Origin of the sequence: Mycolicibacter heraklionensis (assembly GCF_019645815.1) — a bacterium.
GTDB classification, from domain to species: Bacteria; Actinomycetota; Actinomycetes; order Mycobacteriales; family Mycobacteriaceae; genus Mycobacterium; species Mycobacterium heraklionense.
Genome location: NZ_CP080997.1, coordinates 3,178,742 through 3,194,630, shown reverse-complemented (window position 1 = coordinate 3,194,630; position 15,889 = coordinate 3,178,742). Strand labels below are relative to the sequence as shown.

Sequence of the window (15,889 nt, the reverse complement as noted above, 5' to 3'; positions counted from 1 at the left end):
GGTTACAGGCTGCCGACACCCGACGTCGGGCCCTGCGCGAAGCCCCAGTCCAGCAGAGCGCTCGCCTGATCCCAGTAGTTCGGCCCGCCTTCGCGGATGAGCCCGTACATCATCGCGACCACCAGCCGCCGGCCGTCGCGGGCCGCCCCGCCGACGTAGGTCTTGCGGGCGGCGTCGGTAAAGCCGGTCTTGCCGCCGAACGCCCCCGGGTAGCGGGCCAGCAGCTCGTTCATGTTCACGATCGGACGCTCCCCGGAATCGGTGGGGAACGTCGCCGCCGGCTGCGCGGTGATTTCGGCGAACACCGGGTTGGCCATCGCCGCCCGGAAGATGGCCGCCAGGTCGTGCGGGGTGGTCGCGCCGGGGCCACCCGGACCGTCCAGCCCGGACGGTGTGCTGGCATGAGTGTCGGTCGCACCGACCTCACTCGCCTTGGCGTTCATCTTCGCGACCGCCGCTTCGGGCCCGCCCAGCATGTCCGCCAGCGCGTTGGCGGCGTCATTGCCCGACACCAGCAGCAGGCCCTCCAGGAGCTCACGCGCGGTGTAGCTGTGGCCGGCCTTGACCCCGACACAGTTGCACTCCACCTGGGTGTCGGCCGGGGTGGCGACCACGGCGTCGTCGAGGTTCAGCTCGTCGAGCGCCACCAGCGCCAGCAGCACCTTGATGGTGCTGGCCGGCGGAGTCGCGGCGTAGCCGTTCTGCTCGGCGAGGATCTGCCCGGAGTCCAGGTCGGCGATCAGCCAGTTGGGCGCCGGCCCTGCTGGGATCGGTGCCGAGCCGAGGGGCTGGGCTGCATCGGCGTGGGCAGTCAGGGCGGGGGAGGCGAACATGGTCGCGAGAGCCGCGATTGCGGCCAAGGTTTTCCGCATGGCGGCTTAGCCTACCGCCCCTTACCGCTGCAGTGTTGAATCGAGGAATGCTCAGCCAACAGGAGATCTTCGACCAGTGGCAGATCCAGCAGCTGCTGGTCGACTACTCCACCGCGATCGACACCCACAACTTCGACGGTCTCGACGCGGTGTTCACCGGCGATGCGTACATTGACTACCGCGCGATGGGCGGTATCGACGGGCGCTTCCCGGAGGTCAAGGCGTGGCTGGCGGAGGTGCTGCCGAATTTCGCGGGTTACGCCCACATGCTGGGGCTGCCGTCGATCCGGGTGGACGGCGACACGGCCACCGCGCGCACCTTCTGTTTCAACCCGATGGTGTTCGGCGGGGATAAGCCCGCCACCATGCTGCTGGGCCTGTGGTACGACGACGAGTTCGTCCGCACCGCCGACGGCTGGCGGATGAGCCGGCGCTGTGAGATCAAGTGCTTCGAGAAGCTGCCCTGAGGCGATTTCAGCTGACCGGCCCGGTTCTGGCACAATGGGCGGCTGTCCGCCGCGTGACTGTGCCCTTTGAGGGCGTGCGGTCCCACGGCGCAACATGCGAGGCAAAACCGGATGGGGGCAAACCCGCCCCCGTCGCTGAATTGCAGCGTGCTACCCCAGGAGTAATTCATGGCTGTCAAGATCAAGCTCACCCGGCTCGGCAAGATCCGCAATCCGCAGTACCGCATCGCGGTTGCTGACGCGCGCACCCGCCGGGACGGCCGCTCGATCGAGGTCATCGGCCGCTACCACCCGAAGGAAGAGCCGAGCCTGATCGAGATCGACTCGGAGCGGGCCCAGTACTGGCTGTCGGTCGGCGCCCAGCCCACCGAGCCGGTCCTCAAGCTGCTGAAGATCACCGGTGACTGGCAGAAGTTCAAGGGCCTGCCCGGCGCCGAGGGGCGGCTGAAGGTCAAGCCCGCCAAGCCGAGCAAGCTGGAGCTGTTCAACGCCGCGCTGGCCGCGGCCGAGGGCGGTCCGACCACCGAAGCCACCACCGCCAAGAAGAAGAAGGCGCCGGCGAAAAAGACTGAGCAGGCGGCCAAAGAAGAAGCCGCCGACGAAAAGGCCGAGGCTCCCGCCGAGGACGCCGCTGCTGAAGCTCCCGCTGCTGAGGCCGCCGAGCCGGCCACCGAGAGCTGATCGCGGCCATGAGTGCCGTGGTGGCAGACGCTGTCGAGCACTTGGTGCGCGGCATCGTCGACAACCCCGATGACGTACGGGTCGACATGGTGACCAACCGCCGTGGCCGCACCGTCGAGGTGCACGTGCACCCCGACGACCTGGGCAAGGTGATCGGCCGCGGCGGTCGCACCGCCACTGCGTTGCGCACCCTCGTCGCCGGTATCGGCGGACGCGGCATCCGCGTGGACGTGGTGGACACCGACCGGTAGTCGGCCGGCTCATGGAGCTGACGGTCGGGCGCGTGGTCAAAGCCCACGGCATCAGCGGCGAGCTCGTCGTCGATGTCCGTACCGACGATCCCGAACTCCGGTTCGCGCCGGGTGCCACGCTGCACGCCCGTAAATCCGGTGCGCCGCAACGCGACTACGTCGTCGAGGGTGCCCGCCCGCACGGTGCGCGCCTGTTGGTGCGGTTAGCCGGAGTGGATGACCGCGACGGTGCCGACGCATTACGCGGCAGCGTTTTCGTCGTCGATTCCGCAGAACTGCCGCCGATCACCGAGCCCGACACCTACTACGACCATCAACTCGAGGGTCTGCAGGTGCGCACGGTGGCGGGGGAGGAGATCGGCGCCGTGACCGAGGTGCTGCACACCGCCGCCGGGGAGCTGCTCGCGATCAAGCGGACCGACGGCCGGGAACTGTTGGTGCCGTTCGTCGCCGCGTTCGTGCCGTCGGTGTCGCTGGCCGAGGGCACCGTGGTGATCGAACCTCCCGACGGGCTGCTGGAGCTGGACGGGTAAAACGCGGCATGAGAATCGATGTCGTCACGATCTTTCCCGACTACCTGGCTCCGATCCGTCAGTCACTGCCCGGCAAGGCGATCGAATCCGGGATGGTCGAGTTCGAGGTCCACGACCTACGGCGCTGGACCCACGATGTGCACCGCTCGGTCGACGACTCGCCCTACGGCGGCGGCCCCGGGATGGTCATGAAGGCGCCGGTCTGGGGTGAAGCGCTGGACGAAATCTGTTCGGAGCGGACCGTTCTGATCGTCCCGACCCCGGCGGGAACCCTGTTCGACCAGGCCACCGCGCAGCGCTGGAGCATCGAGCAGCACCTGGTGTTCGCCTGCGGCCGTTATGAGGGCATCGATCAGCGGGTGGCCGACGACGCCGCGCGGCGGATGCGGGTCGAAGAGGTGTCGATCGGTGACTATGTGCTTGCCGGTGGCGAGCCCGCGGTCCTGGTGATGCTGGAGGCGGTGCTGCGGCTCATGCCCGGTGTGCTCGGTAATCCGGCGTCGCAACGGGACGATTCGCATTCCCCGGACCGCGACGGGCTGCTGGAGGGGCCGAGCTACACCCGGCCGCCGAGCTGGCGCGGCCTGGATGTGCCCGAGGTGCTGCTCTCCGGTGACCACGCCCGGATCAACGCCTGGCGGCACGAGGCTGCGCTCGAGCGGACCCGCGAACGCCGCCCGGATCTGCTGGACTAGACCCGCCCGCCGGGGAAGATGGTCTTGACGGCCTCGGTGATGGTGGTGCGCGCGGTGGCGTCGTCGCTGGGCTGCAGCGACTCGATCACGACGATGTAGCGACGATCTGCCCCGATCACACCGGTCGACAGGTGCATCCAGTTGTTGCCGATGCAGCACATCCAGCCCTGCTTCACCGCCACCGGCTCGTCGTACAAGCCCTCCGGGATCCCGAATCGCTGCGGGTAGCCGTCGAGGCCGCTCGGGGTGGACAGCGCGAGGTTGTTGAGGATGACGCTGGCCTGGGCGGGCGGCAGACCGCCGGAGCCGTTGAGCAACATGTCGTAGTAGCGCGCCAGGTCCGGTGCGGTGCTGATGGTGTTCCACCAGGCACCGTTCGACGGCGGCGAGGTGCCGGCCAGGCCGTAGCGGCCGGCGACCCGAGTGATGATCGCATTGCGGCCGTTCTGGTTCCAGAACGTTTCGGCCGCCCCGTCGTCAGACGCGCGCAGCATGGAATCCAGCGCAGCCCGGTCGTCGGCCGACAGGCTGCCGTCGGCTTGGCGAAGCAACAGGTCGTCGGCGATGAACAGCTTGGCCACCGAGGCGGTGGCGATCGGCCGGGTGTTGCCGTTGGTGATCAGCTGGTGCGAGATCCGGTCCAGCACGGCGACCGAAATGTTGGCACCGACCTTGGCGGCCTCATCGGTGGCTTCCTGCATGCGCGCCGCGAGCCCGTCGACCACTGCGGCCGGCTGAATCGCCGGCGCCCGGGGAGCCTCGATCGCCGTGGCCACCGGCGTCACCTCGGGGGTGCGGTATTGCGCCGGCCGTGCGGTGGCAGCAGCGCCGTAGACCTTCTCGTCGCAGCCGAATACCACCGTCGAGATCACCATGACGATGGTCAGCAGAAGCATCGATGGCCGCACGGCGGGTGGCCTCCTCAACAGGTATCAGTCGCGTAATTGCACCGACATGGGGTTACGGGCTCGCCACACTGCTGCCATCGGCCCGCCGGATAGGTTACCGCGTGGACCTACGGATTGCGCAGTTCGGTCGCTTCCAGACTTATCATGGCGGCGGCGTCCGGCGTGGAACGACCAGCGGCGATTTGCGCGATTTCACTGGTTGCGCTGCGTCTGGCACAATTGAGCAGTTGTCGCCCGGCAGTTGATATTGCAGCGGGGTCCTGGCGTCCCGGTCACCGCACAGCGCGACAACATGCCCGAACCCATCGGCTCGGTAGCCGTCTGCACGCTCACAACGCGTGCCGGTTGGCCCGCAGCCGCGACCCGCGAGGAAGTGTTTCCGCAATGAACACGCTGGACATCGTCGACAAGGCGTCGCTGCGCGACGACATCCCGGCCTTCGCCCCCGGCGACACGGTCAACGTGCACGTGAAGGTGATCGAGGGCTCCAAGGAGCGCATCCAGGTGTTCAAGGGTGTGGTCATCCGCCGCCAGGGCGGCGGCGTTCGCGAGACGTTCACCGTCCGCAAGGAGAGCTACGGCGTCGGCGTGGAGCGGACCTTCCCGGTGCACTCGCCCAACGTCGACCACATCGATGTCGTGGTCCGCGGCGACGTTCGGCGCGCCAAGCTGTACTACCTGCGTGAGCTGCGCGGCAAGAAGGCCAAGATCAAGGAAAAGCGCTGACCTTGCCCGCGCCGGGCTTTATCCGGTCGGTCCCCGGTACCGCTGACGCGGTCATTACCCTGATCTCGTGACCGAAACCACGGGCTCGTCACCCGAGAGTTCCCCCGAGGCAGCCGAGACGGCCGAGACAGCCGAGCACGGCAAGCACACCACGCTGCGCGAGTCGGCCGTGCTGATCGCGATCGCACTGGTGCTCTACTACCTGATGCTGACGTTCGTGGCACGTCCGTACCTGATTCCGTCGGAGTCGATGGAGCCGACGTTGCACGGCTGCCACGGCTGTGTCGGCGACCGGATCATGGTGGACAAGGTCACTTACCGGTTCGGCGCACCGCAGCCCGGCGATGTCGTCGTCTTCCGCGGCCCCCCGTCGTGGAATGTGGGCTACAAGTCGATCCGGTCGACCAACACACCGGTGCGCTGGGTGCAAAACGCCCTGTCGTTCATCGGGTTCGTTCCTCCCGACGAGAACGACTTGGTCAAGCGGGTCATCGCGGTAGGCGGTCAGACGGTTCAGTGCCGTAACGACACCGGCCTGACCGTCGACGGCAAGCCGCTGCACGAGCCCTACCTGAACCCGGCCACCCTGATGGTCGACCCGATGGTCTATCCCTGCCTCGGCAACGAGTTCGGTCCGGTGACCGTGCCGCAGGGACGGCTGTGGGTGATGGGTGACAACCGCACCCATTCGTCGGACTCGCGCGCGCACTGCGACTCCGTGCAGGTCCAGCCGGACCTGCAGCACCGAATCCTGTGCACCGGAGAAGATGTGGATGCCGGCACGGTGCCGGTGGCCAACGTGATCGGCAAGACCAGGTTCATCGCATGGCCGCCGTCGCGCTGGGGACCGGTAAAATCGGTAAATCCCCAGAAGATGGCCGAGCAGGGGCCTTAGGCGATGGCCCCGGTCTGGCCGCCGCGCACGGTGATCCGTCGCTCACCGGGGCTGCGCACTCTGGAGTCGGCGCTGTACCGCAGCGGGCTCGGACCGGTCGCCGGCGTCGACGAGGTCGGTCGCGGCGCCTGTGCCGGACCACTGGTGGTGGCCGCCTGTGTGCTCGGACCGGGCAAACCCGCGGCTCTGGCTGCGCTCGACGACTCCAAGAAGCTCACCGAGAAGGCCCGCGAGGAGCTGTTCCCGGTGATCCGCCGGCACGCACTGGCCTACCACGTGGTGTTCATCGAGCCCGCCGACGTTGATGTACGCGGGGTGCACGCAGCCAACATCGAGGGCATGCGGCGTGCGGTGGCGGGTTTGGCGCTGCGGCCGGGATATGTGCTCTCCGACGGGTTCCGGGTGCCGGGACTGCCGATGCCCTCGCTTCCGGTGATCGGCGGCGACGGGGCGGCGGCGTGCATCGCCGCGGCGAGCGTGCTGGCCAAGGTCAGTCGGGACCGCTACATGGCGACCCTGGACGCCGATCACCCCGGCTATGGCTTCGCGGTGCACAAGGGTTACTGCACCGCGGCACACACCGCGGCCCTGGCCGCCTTGGGGCCGTGCAGCCAGCATCGCTTCTCGTTTATCAACGTGCGCAGCGTGGCGATGGGCGCGGCGGTGACTGGGACAATGGGGACGAACCGAACAGAAGGACGGCTGAGCAGATGAGTGCCGAAGATCTCGAGAAGTACGAAACCGAGATGGAACTCTCGCTGTACCGCGAATACAAGGACATCGTGGGGCAGTTCAGTTACGTCGTGGAGACCGAACGGCGCTTCTACCTGGCCAACAGCGTGGAGATGGTGCCACGCAACGCCGACGGTGAGGTGTATTTCGAGCTTCGGTTGGCCGATGCCTGGGTGTGGGATATGTACCGCCCGGCCCGATTCGTCAAGCAGGTGCGGGTGGTCACCTTCAAAGACGTCAACATCGAAGAGGTCGAGAAGCCCGAGCTGCGGCTGCCCGAATAAACACCGCACCGGTGCGGGCCGCTTCGGTCTAGGCTGACAGCTATGACCGCTGTCGACCGTGCCGTCTCCCGCCGTGAAATCACAGATGCCCTGCTCAAGGCCATGGAACGCCGCCACGAGGTGCTCGACGTGATCGTCGATTCCGACGACCGTGCCTCGGCGGTACAGGCGATCGCGGACCTGCTCGGCGTCTCGCCTCTGGGCTGCGAAGCGGTGATCGGAATGTCGCTCGATCAGCTCACCAAGGCGTCGCGCGACAAGATCGCCGATGAGCTCAACGACTTGAACAACGAGCTGACCTTCACCCTCGGTGACCGGCCCGCCAGTTCCGGCGAGACGTTGGCGCTTCGGGTGTTCTCCGGTGAACAGGACCGAGACATTTTGGCGGATCGGACAGCGGACGTCGGCGCCAGCGCCGACGGGACCGGCCGACCCGCCGACGACATCGGCGACGAGATCAGCTCGGCGCTGGCGCGCGTCGAGGACGAGGACGCGGCCCTGTTCGTCGCCATCGACGGTGGGCAGAAGGTGGGGATGGTCTTCGGCGACCTCAACCACGGCGAGGTGAACGTGCGGATCTGGATCCATCCCGAACACCGCAAGAAGGGCTACGGCACCGCCGCGTTGCGCCGTGCGCGTGCCGAGATGGCGGCCTACTTTCCCGGCGTGCCGTTGATCGTTCGCGCACCGGGCGCACACGCCGGCTGAACCGGTTCCGTGTCGTTGGGTGCGGAGAGTCCGAAAACCCGCCGGAAGGAGTCTTCGCCGTAGCTGGTGGGTTCGGGCTCGCCGGGCTGAAGCCGGAAGGTACGCACACCGTCGGAGCGGCGCTCGGCGCGAAGGAACAGGCTGGTCGGATCGCCGATCGCGTACAGGCCGTGGGCCAGGTCGTAGAGGTGAGTCACGAACACCACTTTGACACCGGTCTCGCGCAGGGCGCCCACGATATCCCGGGCGATCTGCGATCCCTCGCGTTCATTGGTGGAGGCAAACGATTCGTTACACAACAGCAGTGAGTTCGCCCCGATGTACTCGGCGATCTCGCTCATCCGGGCCAGCTCCTCGTCGAGCTTGCCGTGCGCCATGGTGGCGTCTTCCTCCCGCTTGAAATGGGTGAAGACGCCATCGCGGACATTGGCGCAGAACGACTCCGCGGTGACGAACATCCCGGCCTGCATCATCAGCTGAGCGACGCCCACGCTGCGCAGAAATGTCGACTTTCCGCCTTCGTTGGCGCCGGTCACCATGATCAATGACCTACCGTCCGCGTCGATGTCGTTGCCCGTGACGTCACGACCGGCGGCCAGGCACAGACCGACGTCGCGTAGGCCGTGACAGCTCAGGCGTTGTTCATCGACGGGGGCCGGGACCGGAAAGCAGGTCGGCACGCCCGAGTGGACGAGCAGGGCATGCAGGTTCGCGCACCCCAGATAAAACGCCAATTCGGTGCGCAACCGGCCGAAGAATCGCTCGACATGCTCGGCGGACTGCGCGACGGTGTTGGCGATGTCGTTCACGGCGCGTCCGGCCAATTCCGTGAGGGCCTGAGCGCCGGCCTCGTCGCGCTCATCCACCACGAAGCCACACCCGCTGTGCCCTCCGGCCAGTTTGTCGCGCCAGGTGCGCCGCGGCGGCTGGTGCAGCACGTGCTGTTCGCCCTTGTTGCCCAACCCAAGCCGGGCGGAGAGCAACACGCCACGTGGCAGATGCAGTTCGGACAGTTGCTCGTCCAGCGCTCGGAGATAGTCGTCGGACAGCTGCTTGCCGACTGTCGCCAGCAGGCGCCGAAACCCCACCGAACGAAACTTATCGGCATGCTGGTCCGCCAACCCGCGCAACTGTCTCAAACTGTTGCCCAGGTATTCCAGGATCCGGACCGAGCGGCGCAGCACCGCTTGGGGATCGCGTAACAGCATCCCGCCCAGAAACACCTTGCGCCGTACCTCGACCCCACCGACGGCAAGGTCGTAGATCTCTTGCACGACAGCATGATTAGCCAGACAATCGGCCAGAATCTGCTGCCGATACCGGATGACTTCGGGGTTCGACACGATCGACGGCAGCACTTTGCCGGCGATATCGAGGAGGAAGGCGTCGCCGTCCGCCATGGCCCGGTACAACCGGCGCAACTCCAAATCCTCTTCGATCAACTCGGATAGGTGCCACGGCAGCCGGGGCGCCATGTCGAAATCGCGGTCGGGGTCCAGCAGCCTGACTTTCATCGCGCGATCCTTTGCAGTAGAACGTCGTGGTTGAGCCCGTACTTGCGGGCCAACGCGGCGGCGTAAGCCCGTCCGTCGGCGGGGCGGCGGGTGAACCGGAATGTGCGCTGCGTCGGGTCGTCCGCGGCGACCTCGCCGACCATGCTCACGCAGGCGGGGTCGAAGCCGGCCAGTTCGTCGAGGAAGGTGACGTAGACCGTCACGCATCCCAGATCGATGATGCGCCGCAGTACCTCGGCACCGATCAGCAACGCGTCGTTGACGGTGGTGGAGGCGAAGCTCTCGTTCATGATCACCAGGCTCGCGGCGGTTGCGCGCGACAGGATGTCGTGGATGCGCACCAGTTCGTCGTCGAGTTTGCCGTGCAGCGTCGTCAGGCTTTCCTGCCGTTCGAAGTGGGTGTAGACCTCGTCGGGGAGGGTCAACGCGGCGCGGGTGCCGGGTATCGGACAACCCAGCGCCGCCAGGTAGGCGCATTGTCCGATGGACCTGGCGAAGGTGGTCTTGCCGCCCTGATTGGGGCCGGTGACGACGAAGATCCGTTCCGGACCTGACAGGTGAAAACTGTTGCGCACAATGCTCGTTTTGTCGTCCAGCGCCTTCACCGCCAATGCCAGGTCGAAGGCGTGCTCGACCGACACCATGCCGGGTTCGGTGGTGACCCGCGGGTAGTTGAACGTCAGCTCCGCCTCCACAAGTCGACGAACAACGCCGAGATAGCAGAGATAGAAGTGAATTTCACGCGCGAACCGCGCGATCACCGGCTCGACGAAGCCCGCATGGCCGGTGCAGAAGTCGCGAAGCCGGGCGAACGACTCGGGATACAGTTTCGCGACACATTCCAGGACTTGCTCTTCTACGTGATCCATGTCGGGGAACGTCGGCAGACGAACGTGATAGTCCTTGATTGATTCGGCCGCGAACCGCTCGAAGGTACTTGCGACGTCTGCGCTGTAATCGCTTTGACCGGAATACTTCTCAACATGCACTCGCAGGCCGTCGATGTGGACGAGATATCTCACGCGGTGAAGTTCCTCCTGGACGTCCTGCGCCTCGCGCTCGAGTGTCTGGAACGCGCCGGTGTTGACGTATCGCGCAATGTACTCGGCAAGTCCACGCAGTCCGATCGAGGTCAGCGGGGTCTTCGGGAGGTCTGCTGCCAGATTCCGCACTGCACTGCAATAGGTTTCGACCGCATAGACGAACCAGCCGTATTGCTGCAGAGGATGGTACAGATTCTCGGATTGGTGGATCCGGTCTCGCACCATGCGCATGGTGTCTACGAAATTGTTTACCGAACAGCGTATTTCGGACTGCTCAAGATCACGAAAGACATCGTGACGGTAGGCGACGTCCGCGACGTCATGCAGCGGTGTATAGAAAAAGTTCCGCACCGAAGCGTCAGCGTCGGCGACGATCGCGTCGAACACTTGGTCCAGGTGCAGATCGGCGCAGCAACCGGGCGCTGCCGGGTCGTCGACCCGGATCGCCGCGTCGTGTGGGAACAGGATGCTGCTGAACGTTGTCATCGATCGCACCCGCCCTTCTACCCATGGGTGTTGCCCTGGTAGAAGCCATCAGCCGGTGCGGCGGTTAAAGGCGAGCTCCATCGCCTGCCTGGATGATACTCCGGACGACCGTCGCGTCCAGGGAGAGAAGTCTGCCGAAGGTGTGTTCACGGGGCGGGTCGCTGTGTATTCTTTGCCCAGAATGCAGTAAGCGATGGAGCTCGCTTAACGCGCTGATCCCCGGTCTTTTGATCGGCCGGCGCTGATGGCTCCTACCCGGTGTGTCGTGACCGACACGGCGCACGTCGCGTCTGGTAGGAGCTCGCCATGAAAGTCGCCACGTATCCACAGATCCAGCGAAACGCACTTGCTCTTTTGACCGATCTCCTTTGCGGCAGAGCCGCCCTCGCCGTCGCGTCGACGGCCGTATCGGCCACCGTTCCCACCCCGGGCCGTCACTGTTCTGGTCGCCGTGCGAACCGAAGGAGAAGTTAGATGCTGTACGAGTTCTGGCAGAACTTCACGCACAACCTGTTCAAACCGCTGCTGCTGTTCTTCTACCTCGGATTCCTGATTCCGATACTGAAGATCGAGTTCGAGTTTCCACTCGTCATCTACCAAGGGTTGACGATGTATCTGCTGCTGGCCATCGGCTGGCACGGCGGGGAGGAGCTCGCCGCGATCCAGGCATCCAGTATCGGCAACATTGCCGGATTCATGCTCCTGGGCTTCGTCTTGAACTTCGCGATCGGCACCCTCGCGTACGTCTTGCTGAACTACCTGACCAGCATGCGGCGAATCGACAAGGCAACCGTCGCCGGCTATTACGGGTCCGACTCCGCGGGAACGTTCGCGACCTGCGTGGCCGTCCTGACCAGTATCGGCATGGCGTTCGACGCGTACATGCCGGTCATGTTGGCGGTCATGGAGATCCCGGGCTGCCTGGTGGCGCTGTACCTGGTTTCCCGCCTGCGCTACCGCGGGATGGACGCGGCGGGCTTGATGCCGGGTGAGTCGGGCTACACCCCACCGGTCTCCGCACCCGGCGCCCGCACCGCGACCGAGACGAAGGCGCCCTTCATGTCACGAGAGCTCCTCCGAGAAGTCTTCCTCAACCCGGGTCTGGTACTGCTGATCGGGGGCATCGTCATCGGTCTCATCAGTGGACTGCAGGGCGAGAAGGTCTTGCACGACAACGACGTAGTCTTTGTCGCGGCGTTCCAAGGCGTGCTCTGCCTATTCCTGCTTGAGATGGGCATGACCGCTTCCCGCCGGCTGGTCGACCTCAAGTCGGCTGGGCCCGGCTTCATCATCTTCGGTCTCGTTGCCCCGAATCTGTTCGCGACGATAGGCATCACGGTCGCCCACAGTTACGCGCACCTCACCCATACCGAATTCAAGCCGGGAACCTACGTTCTGTTCGCCGTGTTGTGCGCCGCGGCCTCCTACATCGCCGTGCCCGCGGTCCAGCGGCTGGCGATCCCCGAGGCGAGTCCCACCCTGCCGTTGGCGGCGTCGTTGGGCCTGACGTTCTCCTACAACGTCACCATCGGAATCCCGCTCTATATCGAGATCGCCCGCATCGTCAGGGCTTGGTTCCCCGTCACCTGAGCTCAGCTGTCGGTGATGCGGTTGTAGGCGTCCACCCGCCAGGCGCCGTCGACCAGGCTGAGCTGATTCCAGCACGCGGTCTGTTGCTCGACGTGATCCAGCGCCGGGTCGAGCTGCTTGAGCAGGGCTTGGTTGAACGCGTCGTGGGACACCATGACGACGGGGCCGGGCCCGAGTTCGGCCACCAGCTCGAAGAAGCCTTGTCGAGCCCGCTCGGCCAGGGCCGCAACAGGTTCCACACCCGGCGCCGCATCGACACTGCCGTACTGGCGTTCCACGTCGGCCCGGATCAGGCCGGTTTGCGGCCCATAGTCGCGGTCGTTGAGCCGGTCGTCGATCTGCACCGGGATCCCCGCTGCGGCGCCGATGGCCTGCGCCGTGGCGACGGCCCGCTGCAACGGGCTGGAGATCACTATCGAGGGATGCCGGCTGGCGAGCTGGCCGGCCAGCCTGGCAGCTTCGGCCAGCCCGACTTCATCGAGAGGCGGATCGCTGAGTCCGCGCAATTGTCCGTTGGCATTGAATGCGGTACGACCGTGCCGTGCCAGATATACCCGTGTCGTCGTGGCCACCGCGACCTCCTCGCGTCCGGTCCAGGCAGGAACCATCAGCCAGAACGGCGGTTTGGGCACTCAAGTGCCCCGGCGGAGATCCATCGCGCGTCCCCAGCTTAAGCGATGCGCGCGACCAATCGCCACCGTCAAAGTGTTGACCTGTCACGGCGCGCAGACGTAGCGTCGTGGGTAAGTAGGCGGAGGGGCTCGCCACGCCGCAGTCGCCGTTCAGCGATTGACAACGGTCCCTGGGAATTGACCAAGCCGACGATTCGGTCTGCGCGAGCGGCCCGGATCGTGGGCCGGACCCAGGAGCCGACCATCATGAAATTCCAGCCCCAGAACACCCCTCCCGTCACGCCCAGCTTCCTGGATCCGCCGGACCGGATCGCGATCGCGGGGGACTGGCACGCCGACATCCACTACGCGGTGGCGGCTATCGAACATGCCGCTCAGCGGGACGTCGATGTGCTGATTCAGCTCGGTGACTTCGGCTACAACTGCACCGACGAGTATCTCGACGCACTCGATGAGGAGCTACTCCTACACGACATGGTGTTGGGGTTCGTAGACGGCAACCACGAGAATTTCGACCGGTTGTACAGCTGGCCAGTCGCCGACGACGGCCTGCGTCACCTGCGCGCGCGGGTCGTACACCTGCCGCGCGGATTCCGATGGCACTGGGGAACGACTCGGTGCCTGGCGGTCGGCGGCGCCTACTCCATCGACCGCTGCCTTCGGATCCCCGGCAGATCATGGTGGGCGCAGGAGTCCATCACGACCGAGCAGGCGTGCGCGATCGTGGCGCAGGGCCACGCCGACGCCATGTTCTGCCACGACTGCCCCGCCGGGATCACCGTCCCGGGTGCGGCGCGGGACCGGCTCGGTTTCCCCGCCGCTGAGTTGGAACGGTCCGAGGAGCACCGGGCGCTGTTGCGCGCCATCGTCGACGCAGTCCAGCCAGCGCGGCTGTGGCACGGTCACTTTCATCACCGCTACCAAGCGCTGCTCGACGGTGGCCGGTACCGGACCGTGATCGACGGTCTGGGCAAGAACGCCGAACCTATTGACAACAACATGGTGGTGGTCAACCTGACGATGCTGGGATATCACCGACTCAGCTGCACACCGTCGACACCCGGCGCATGTTCTGCTTGACCAAACAGAACCGTGATTGGTTAACTTGAGCTCGGCGATGGGTCCCGCCCGGAAGCTTTGACTTCCGAACCGCCACACGGCTGATGGCCCCTGCGAACGAGGGAGTCGCAGGTGGCGTGTGTCCTTTTCCGGCCCGCTCAGGTCCGCAGATGACGGGTCTGCCGTTGCCCGTCATCCAGGGACTGCAAGTGCTCACCGTGGCTGGGGGAGCGCCCGGGCTGAGCGGTTTCATCGCATGGTTCGAGGCCCGGCTCCAAGGGCGCCGCGGTCCGCGTATCGTCCAGCCCTACCTGGATCTGTTCAAGCTGTTCGGCAAGGAATCGCTGGCTCCCACAGGTGCCGGACCGATGTTCCGGCTCGCGCCCGCCATCGCCCTGGCGTGCTATCTGACCGTTCCGATGTTGATTCCGGTGCTCACCAGCTACCCCTTGCCGCTGGGGTATATGGGCGACATCCTTGGTGGCGGACTGATTCTCGCGTTCGCCAGCTTCCTGGTGGCGGCTGCCGCAGCAGAGACCGGCGACAGTTACGCCCAGATGGCCTCCAGCCGTGCCAAGACGTTCGCGGCGATCACCGAACCCGTGATGCTGCTGGTGTTCTTCACGGTGGCCTTGATCACCTCTACCGACCTGCCCTACGCCATCGGTGCGACCGTCCGCAGCGGTCCCGACCAGATTGTCCGGCCGGCCCACCTATTGGCGTCAGCCGCGCTGTTCATGGTGATCATCTACGACACCGCTCGCATTCCAGTCGAAACACACACCGGCACCATCGAATTCGGCATGATCGAAACGGGACGGTCATTCGAGCACTCCGGTCCCGACCTGGCCTTGTTGCATTGGGGTTCAGCCGCCAAGCAGTTGGTGCTGTACGTCATCTTGATCAATGCCTTCGTCGCACCGTGGGGCCTGGCGTCCGACACCTCGGCGATCGCGGTTCTGGCCGCGATTCCGGCTGTGCTGGGTAAGGCCGCCGTGCTCGGATGTGTGGTCGCCGTCCTGGACAACAGCTACGCCAAGCTACGGCTGTTCAAGATCACCGAATTCGTCTCGGCCGCATTGCTGCTGATCGTGTTGGCGGTGTTCGCGCTCTATCTCGGGGGCGGCTGATGGGATTTCAGCCAAACCCCATAGTTCCCAGCGTCTTCGACAGCGTCGCGAATACGGTGGCGCTGATCGTGCTGCTGCTGGAGTTCGGGATGCTGCGGGCGGCGCTGTTACGCGCACAAGTGCGCCTGTACGCCGGGCAGTCGCTGGCCGTCAGCGCACTGGCGGCAGTGGTGGCCTTCGGCCACCATGTTCCCGAACTGTACGTGTTGGCGGTTCTTTCGCTGTTACTCAAAGTGATTGTGGTGCCGCTGGTGGTGTTGCGGCTGCTGCGCGAAGCCAGCGAGGAAATCGCGGGCAGCGGTGCTCTCGGGGTGGCCAACGAGGTGCTGATCTCGATCGCCGTGTCGGCGTTCGGGTTCTTTGCCGTCGGCGTGCTCGGTATTCATTCCGACGTCCTGCCCTCCGCGGCGCTGAGCCTGTCGGTAGCCGTGGTGCTGGTCGCATTCATCCTGATGATCGTGCGGCGTGACGTCGTCAGCCAGGCCATCGGATTCTTCTCCCTGGAAAACGGGGTGTCGGTGGCCAGCTTGGTGGTGGCAGCCGGGATGCCGCTCATCCTGGAGGTCGCGTTCCTGTTTGACCTGCTGGTCGCCGTCGTGGTGTTCGGAGTGCTGATGCGCACCCACCACCGGCGCACCCGCTCACTGTCGACCATCACGCTCGATCGGCTTCGGGGGTGAGCC

The 15,889-nt window shown here is 65.6% G+C and carries 19 protein-coding genes and 3 riboswitches; of the genes, 14 read left to right on the top strand and 5 right to left on the bottom strand.

The genetic code is table 11. The features are described 5' to 3' along the window. Nucleotides 1-2: 2 nt before the first annotated feature. Nucleotides 3-872: a D-alanyl-D-alanine carboxypeptidase family protein gene (locus K3U94_RS15080; RefSeq protein ID WP_220694227.1), complete on the bottom strand. Its 870-nt coding sequence runs from the start codon at nucleotides 870-872 to the stop codon at nucleotides 3-5. Nucleotides 873-919: 47 nt separating this feature from the next. Between K3U94_RS15080 and K3U94_RS15075 the strand changes: the two genes are divergently transcribed. The 5 genes from K3U94_RS15075 (at nucleotide 920) to trmD (ending at nucleotide 3,499) form a co-directional block, all read left to right on the top strand. Next, the gene (locus K3U94_RS15075; RefSeq protein ID WP_220694226.1) at nucleotides 920-1,339 is read left to right on the top strand and encodes a nuclear transport factor 2 family protein; all 420 of its coding nucleotides are present in this window, start codon (nucleotides 920-922) and stop codon (nucleotides 1,337-1,339) included. 168 nt (nucleotides 1,340-1,507) lie between these two features. Next, the gene (rpsP, locus tag K3U94_RS15070; RefSeq protein ID WP_220694225.1) at nucleotides 1,508-2,020 is read left to right on the top strand and encodes a 30S ribosomal protein S16; all 513 of its coding nucleotides are present in this window, start codon (nucleotides 1,508-1,510) and stop codon (nucleotides 2,018-2,020) included. Nucleotides 2,021-2,028: 8 nt separating this feature from the next. Next, complete coding sequence (locus tag K3U94_RS15065) at nucleotides 2,029-2,271, top strand: RNA-binding protein (protein WP_019736217.1); 243 nt, start codon at nucleotides 2,029-2,031, stop codon at nucleotides 2,269-2,271. 11 nt (nucleotides 2,272-2,282) lie between these two features. Further along, the gene (gene rimM / locus K3U94_RS15060) at nucleotides 2,283-2,804 is read left to right on the top strand and encodes a ribosome maturation factor RimM (protein WP_047319272.1); all 522 of its coding nucleotides are present in this window, start codon (nucleotides 2,283-2,285) and stop codon (nucleotides 2,802-2,804) included. An 8-nt stretch (nucleotides 2,805-2,812) separates the two neighbouring features. Next, nucleotides 2,813-3,499 carry a tRNA (guanosine(37)-N1)-methyltransferase TrmD gene (gene trmD / locus K3U94_RS15055; RefSeq protein WP_220694224.1) on the top strand — a complete coding sequence of 229 codons (687 nt, stop codon included), beginning with the start codon at nucleotides 2,813-2,815 and terminating at the stop codon, nucleotides 3,497-3,499. On the opposite strand, the gene K3U94_RS15050 is transcribed toward trmD, so the two are convergent. Beyond that, entirely contained in the window at nucleotides 3,496-4,395 is a 900-nt protein-coding gene (locus K3U94_RS15050) for a serine hydrolase (protein ID WP_047319404.1), read from the bottom strand. The genes trmD and K3U94_RS15050 overlap by 4 nt on opposite strands. A 396-nt stretch (nucleotides 4,396-4,791) precedes the next feature. On the opposite strand from K3U94_RS15050, the gene rplS reads away from it, so the two are divergent. From rplS to K3U94_RS15025, 5 genes are all read left to right on the top strand, one after another. After that, nucleotides 4,792-5,133: a 50S ribosomal protein L19 gene (gene rplS, locus K3U94_RS15045; RefSeq protein WP_024443224.1), complete on the top strand. Its 342-nt coding sequence runs from the start codon at nucleotides 4,792-4,794 to the stop codon at nucleotides 5,131-5,133. A gap of 67 nt (nucleotides 5,134-5,200) precedes the next feature. Then, entirely contained in the window at nucleotides 5,201-6,028 is an 828-nt protein-coding gene (gene lepB, locus K3U94_RS15040) for a signal peptidase I (protein WP_220694223.1), read from the top strand. Nucleotides 6,029-6,031: 3 nt separating this feature from the next. Continuing rightward, a complete protein-coding gene (locus K3U94_RS15035) occupies nucleotides 6,032-6,742 on the top strand; it encodes a ribonuclease HII (protein WP_220694222.1) in 711 nt (236 codons plus the stop codon). Then, nucleotides 6,739-7,044, top strand: a complete 306-nt coding sequence (locus K3U94_RS15030) for a DUF2469 domain-containing protein (RefSeq protein ID WP_012393608.1) — start codon at nucleotides 6,739-6,741, stop codon at nucleotides 7,042-7,044. The genes K3U94_RS15035 and K3U94_RS15030 overlap by 4 nt, the downstream gene beginning before the upstream one ends. A gap of 42 nt (nucleotides 7,045-7,086) precedes the next feature. Further along, nucleotides 7,087-7,752 carry a GNAT family N-acetyltransferase gene (locus K3U94_RS15025; RefSeq protein ID WP_220694221.1) on the top strand — a complete coding sequence of 222 codons (666 nt, stop codon included), beginning with the start codon at nucleotides 7,087-7,089 and terminating at the stop codon, nucleotides 7,750-7,752. Here the strand turns inward: K3U94_RS15025 and K3U94_RS15020 are convergent. Further along, a complete protein-coding gene (locus K3U94_RS15020) occupies nucleotides 7,698-9,266 on the bottom strand; it encodes a MutS-related protein (RefSeq protein WP_220694220.1) in 1,569 nt (522 codons plus the stop codon). The two genes, K3U94_RS15025 and K3U94_RS15020, sit on opposite strands and share 55 nt — an antisense overlap. Beyond that, nucleotides 9,263-10,795: a MutS-related protein gene (locus tag K3U94_RS15015; protein WP_220694219.1), complete on the bottom strand. Its 1,533-nt coding sequence runs from the start codon at nucleotides 10,793-10,795 to the stop codon at nucleotides 9,263-9,265. Before K3U94_RS15015 ends, K3U94_RS15020 begins: the two co-directional genes overlap by 4 nt. Nucleotides 10,796-10,827: 32 nt before the next feature. After that, nucleotides 10,828-10,889, bottom strand: a riboswitch (Fluoride riboswitch). 380 nt (nucleotides 10,890-11,269) lie between these two features. On the opposite strand from K3U94_RS15015, the gene K3U94_RS15010 reads away from it, so the two are divergent. Continuing rightward, nucleotides 11,270-12,385: a sodium-dependent bicarbonate transport family permease gene (locus tag K3U94_RS15010; protein WP_220694218.1), complete on the top strand. Its 1,116-nt coding sequence runs from the start codon at nucleotides 11,270-11,272 to the stop codon at nucleotides 12,383-12,385. Nucleotides 12,386-12,387: 2 nt separating this feature from the next. Here the strand turns inward: K3U94_RS15010 and K3U94_RS15005 are convergent, their stop codons facing one another. Continuing rightward, complete coding sequence (locus K3U94_RS15005; RefSeq protein WP_230987140.1) at nucleotides 12,388-12,957, bottom strand: histidine phosphatase family protein; 570 nt, start codon at nucleotides 12,955-12,957, stop codon at nucleotides 12,388-12,390. A 19-nt stretch (nucleotides 12,958-12,976) separates the two neighbouring features. Beyond that, nucleotides 12,977-13,054: riboswitch (Fluoride riboswitch) on the bottom strand. A gap of 209 nt (nucleotides 13,055-13,263) precedes the next feature. Here K3U94_RS15005 and K3U94_RS15000 point away from each other — a divergent pair. The 3 genes from K3U94_RS15000 (at nucleotide 13,264) to K3U94_RS14990 (ending at nucleotide 15,886) form a co-directional block, all read left to right on the top strand. Next, the gene (locus tag K3U94_RS15000; RefSeq protein WP_220694217.1) at nucleotides 13,264-14,097 is read left to right on the top strand and encodes a metallophosphoesterase family protein; all 834 of its coding nucleotides are present in this window, start codon (nucleotides 13,264-13,266) and stop codon (nucleotides 14,095-14,097) included. A 24-nt stretch (nucleotides 14,098-14,121) separates the two neighbouring features. Next, a riboswitch (Fluoride riboswitch) is annotated at nucleotides 14,122-14,197 on the top strand. Between the two features lie 49 nt (nucleotides 14,198-14,246). Beyond that, the gene (locus tag K3U94_RS14995) at nucleotides 14,247-15,206 is read left to right on the top strand and encodes a respiratory chain complex I subunit 1 family protein (RefSeq protein ID WP_220694216.1); all 960 of its coding nucleotides are present in this window, start codon (nucleotides 14,247-14,249) and stop codon (nucleotides 15,204-15,206) included. Further along, entirely contained in the window at nucleotides 15,206-15,886 is a 681-nt protein-coding gene (locus K3U94_RS14990; protein ID WP_047319264.1) for a hydrogenase, read from the top strand. Before K3U94_RS14995 ends, K3U94_RS14990 begins: the two co-directional genes overlap by 1 nt. The last annotated feature ends 3 nt before the right edge of the window (nucleotides 15,887-15,889 follow it).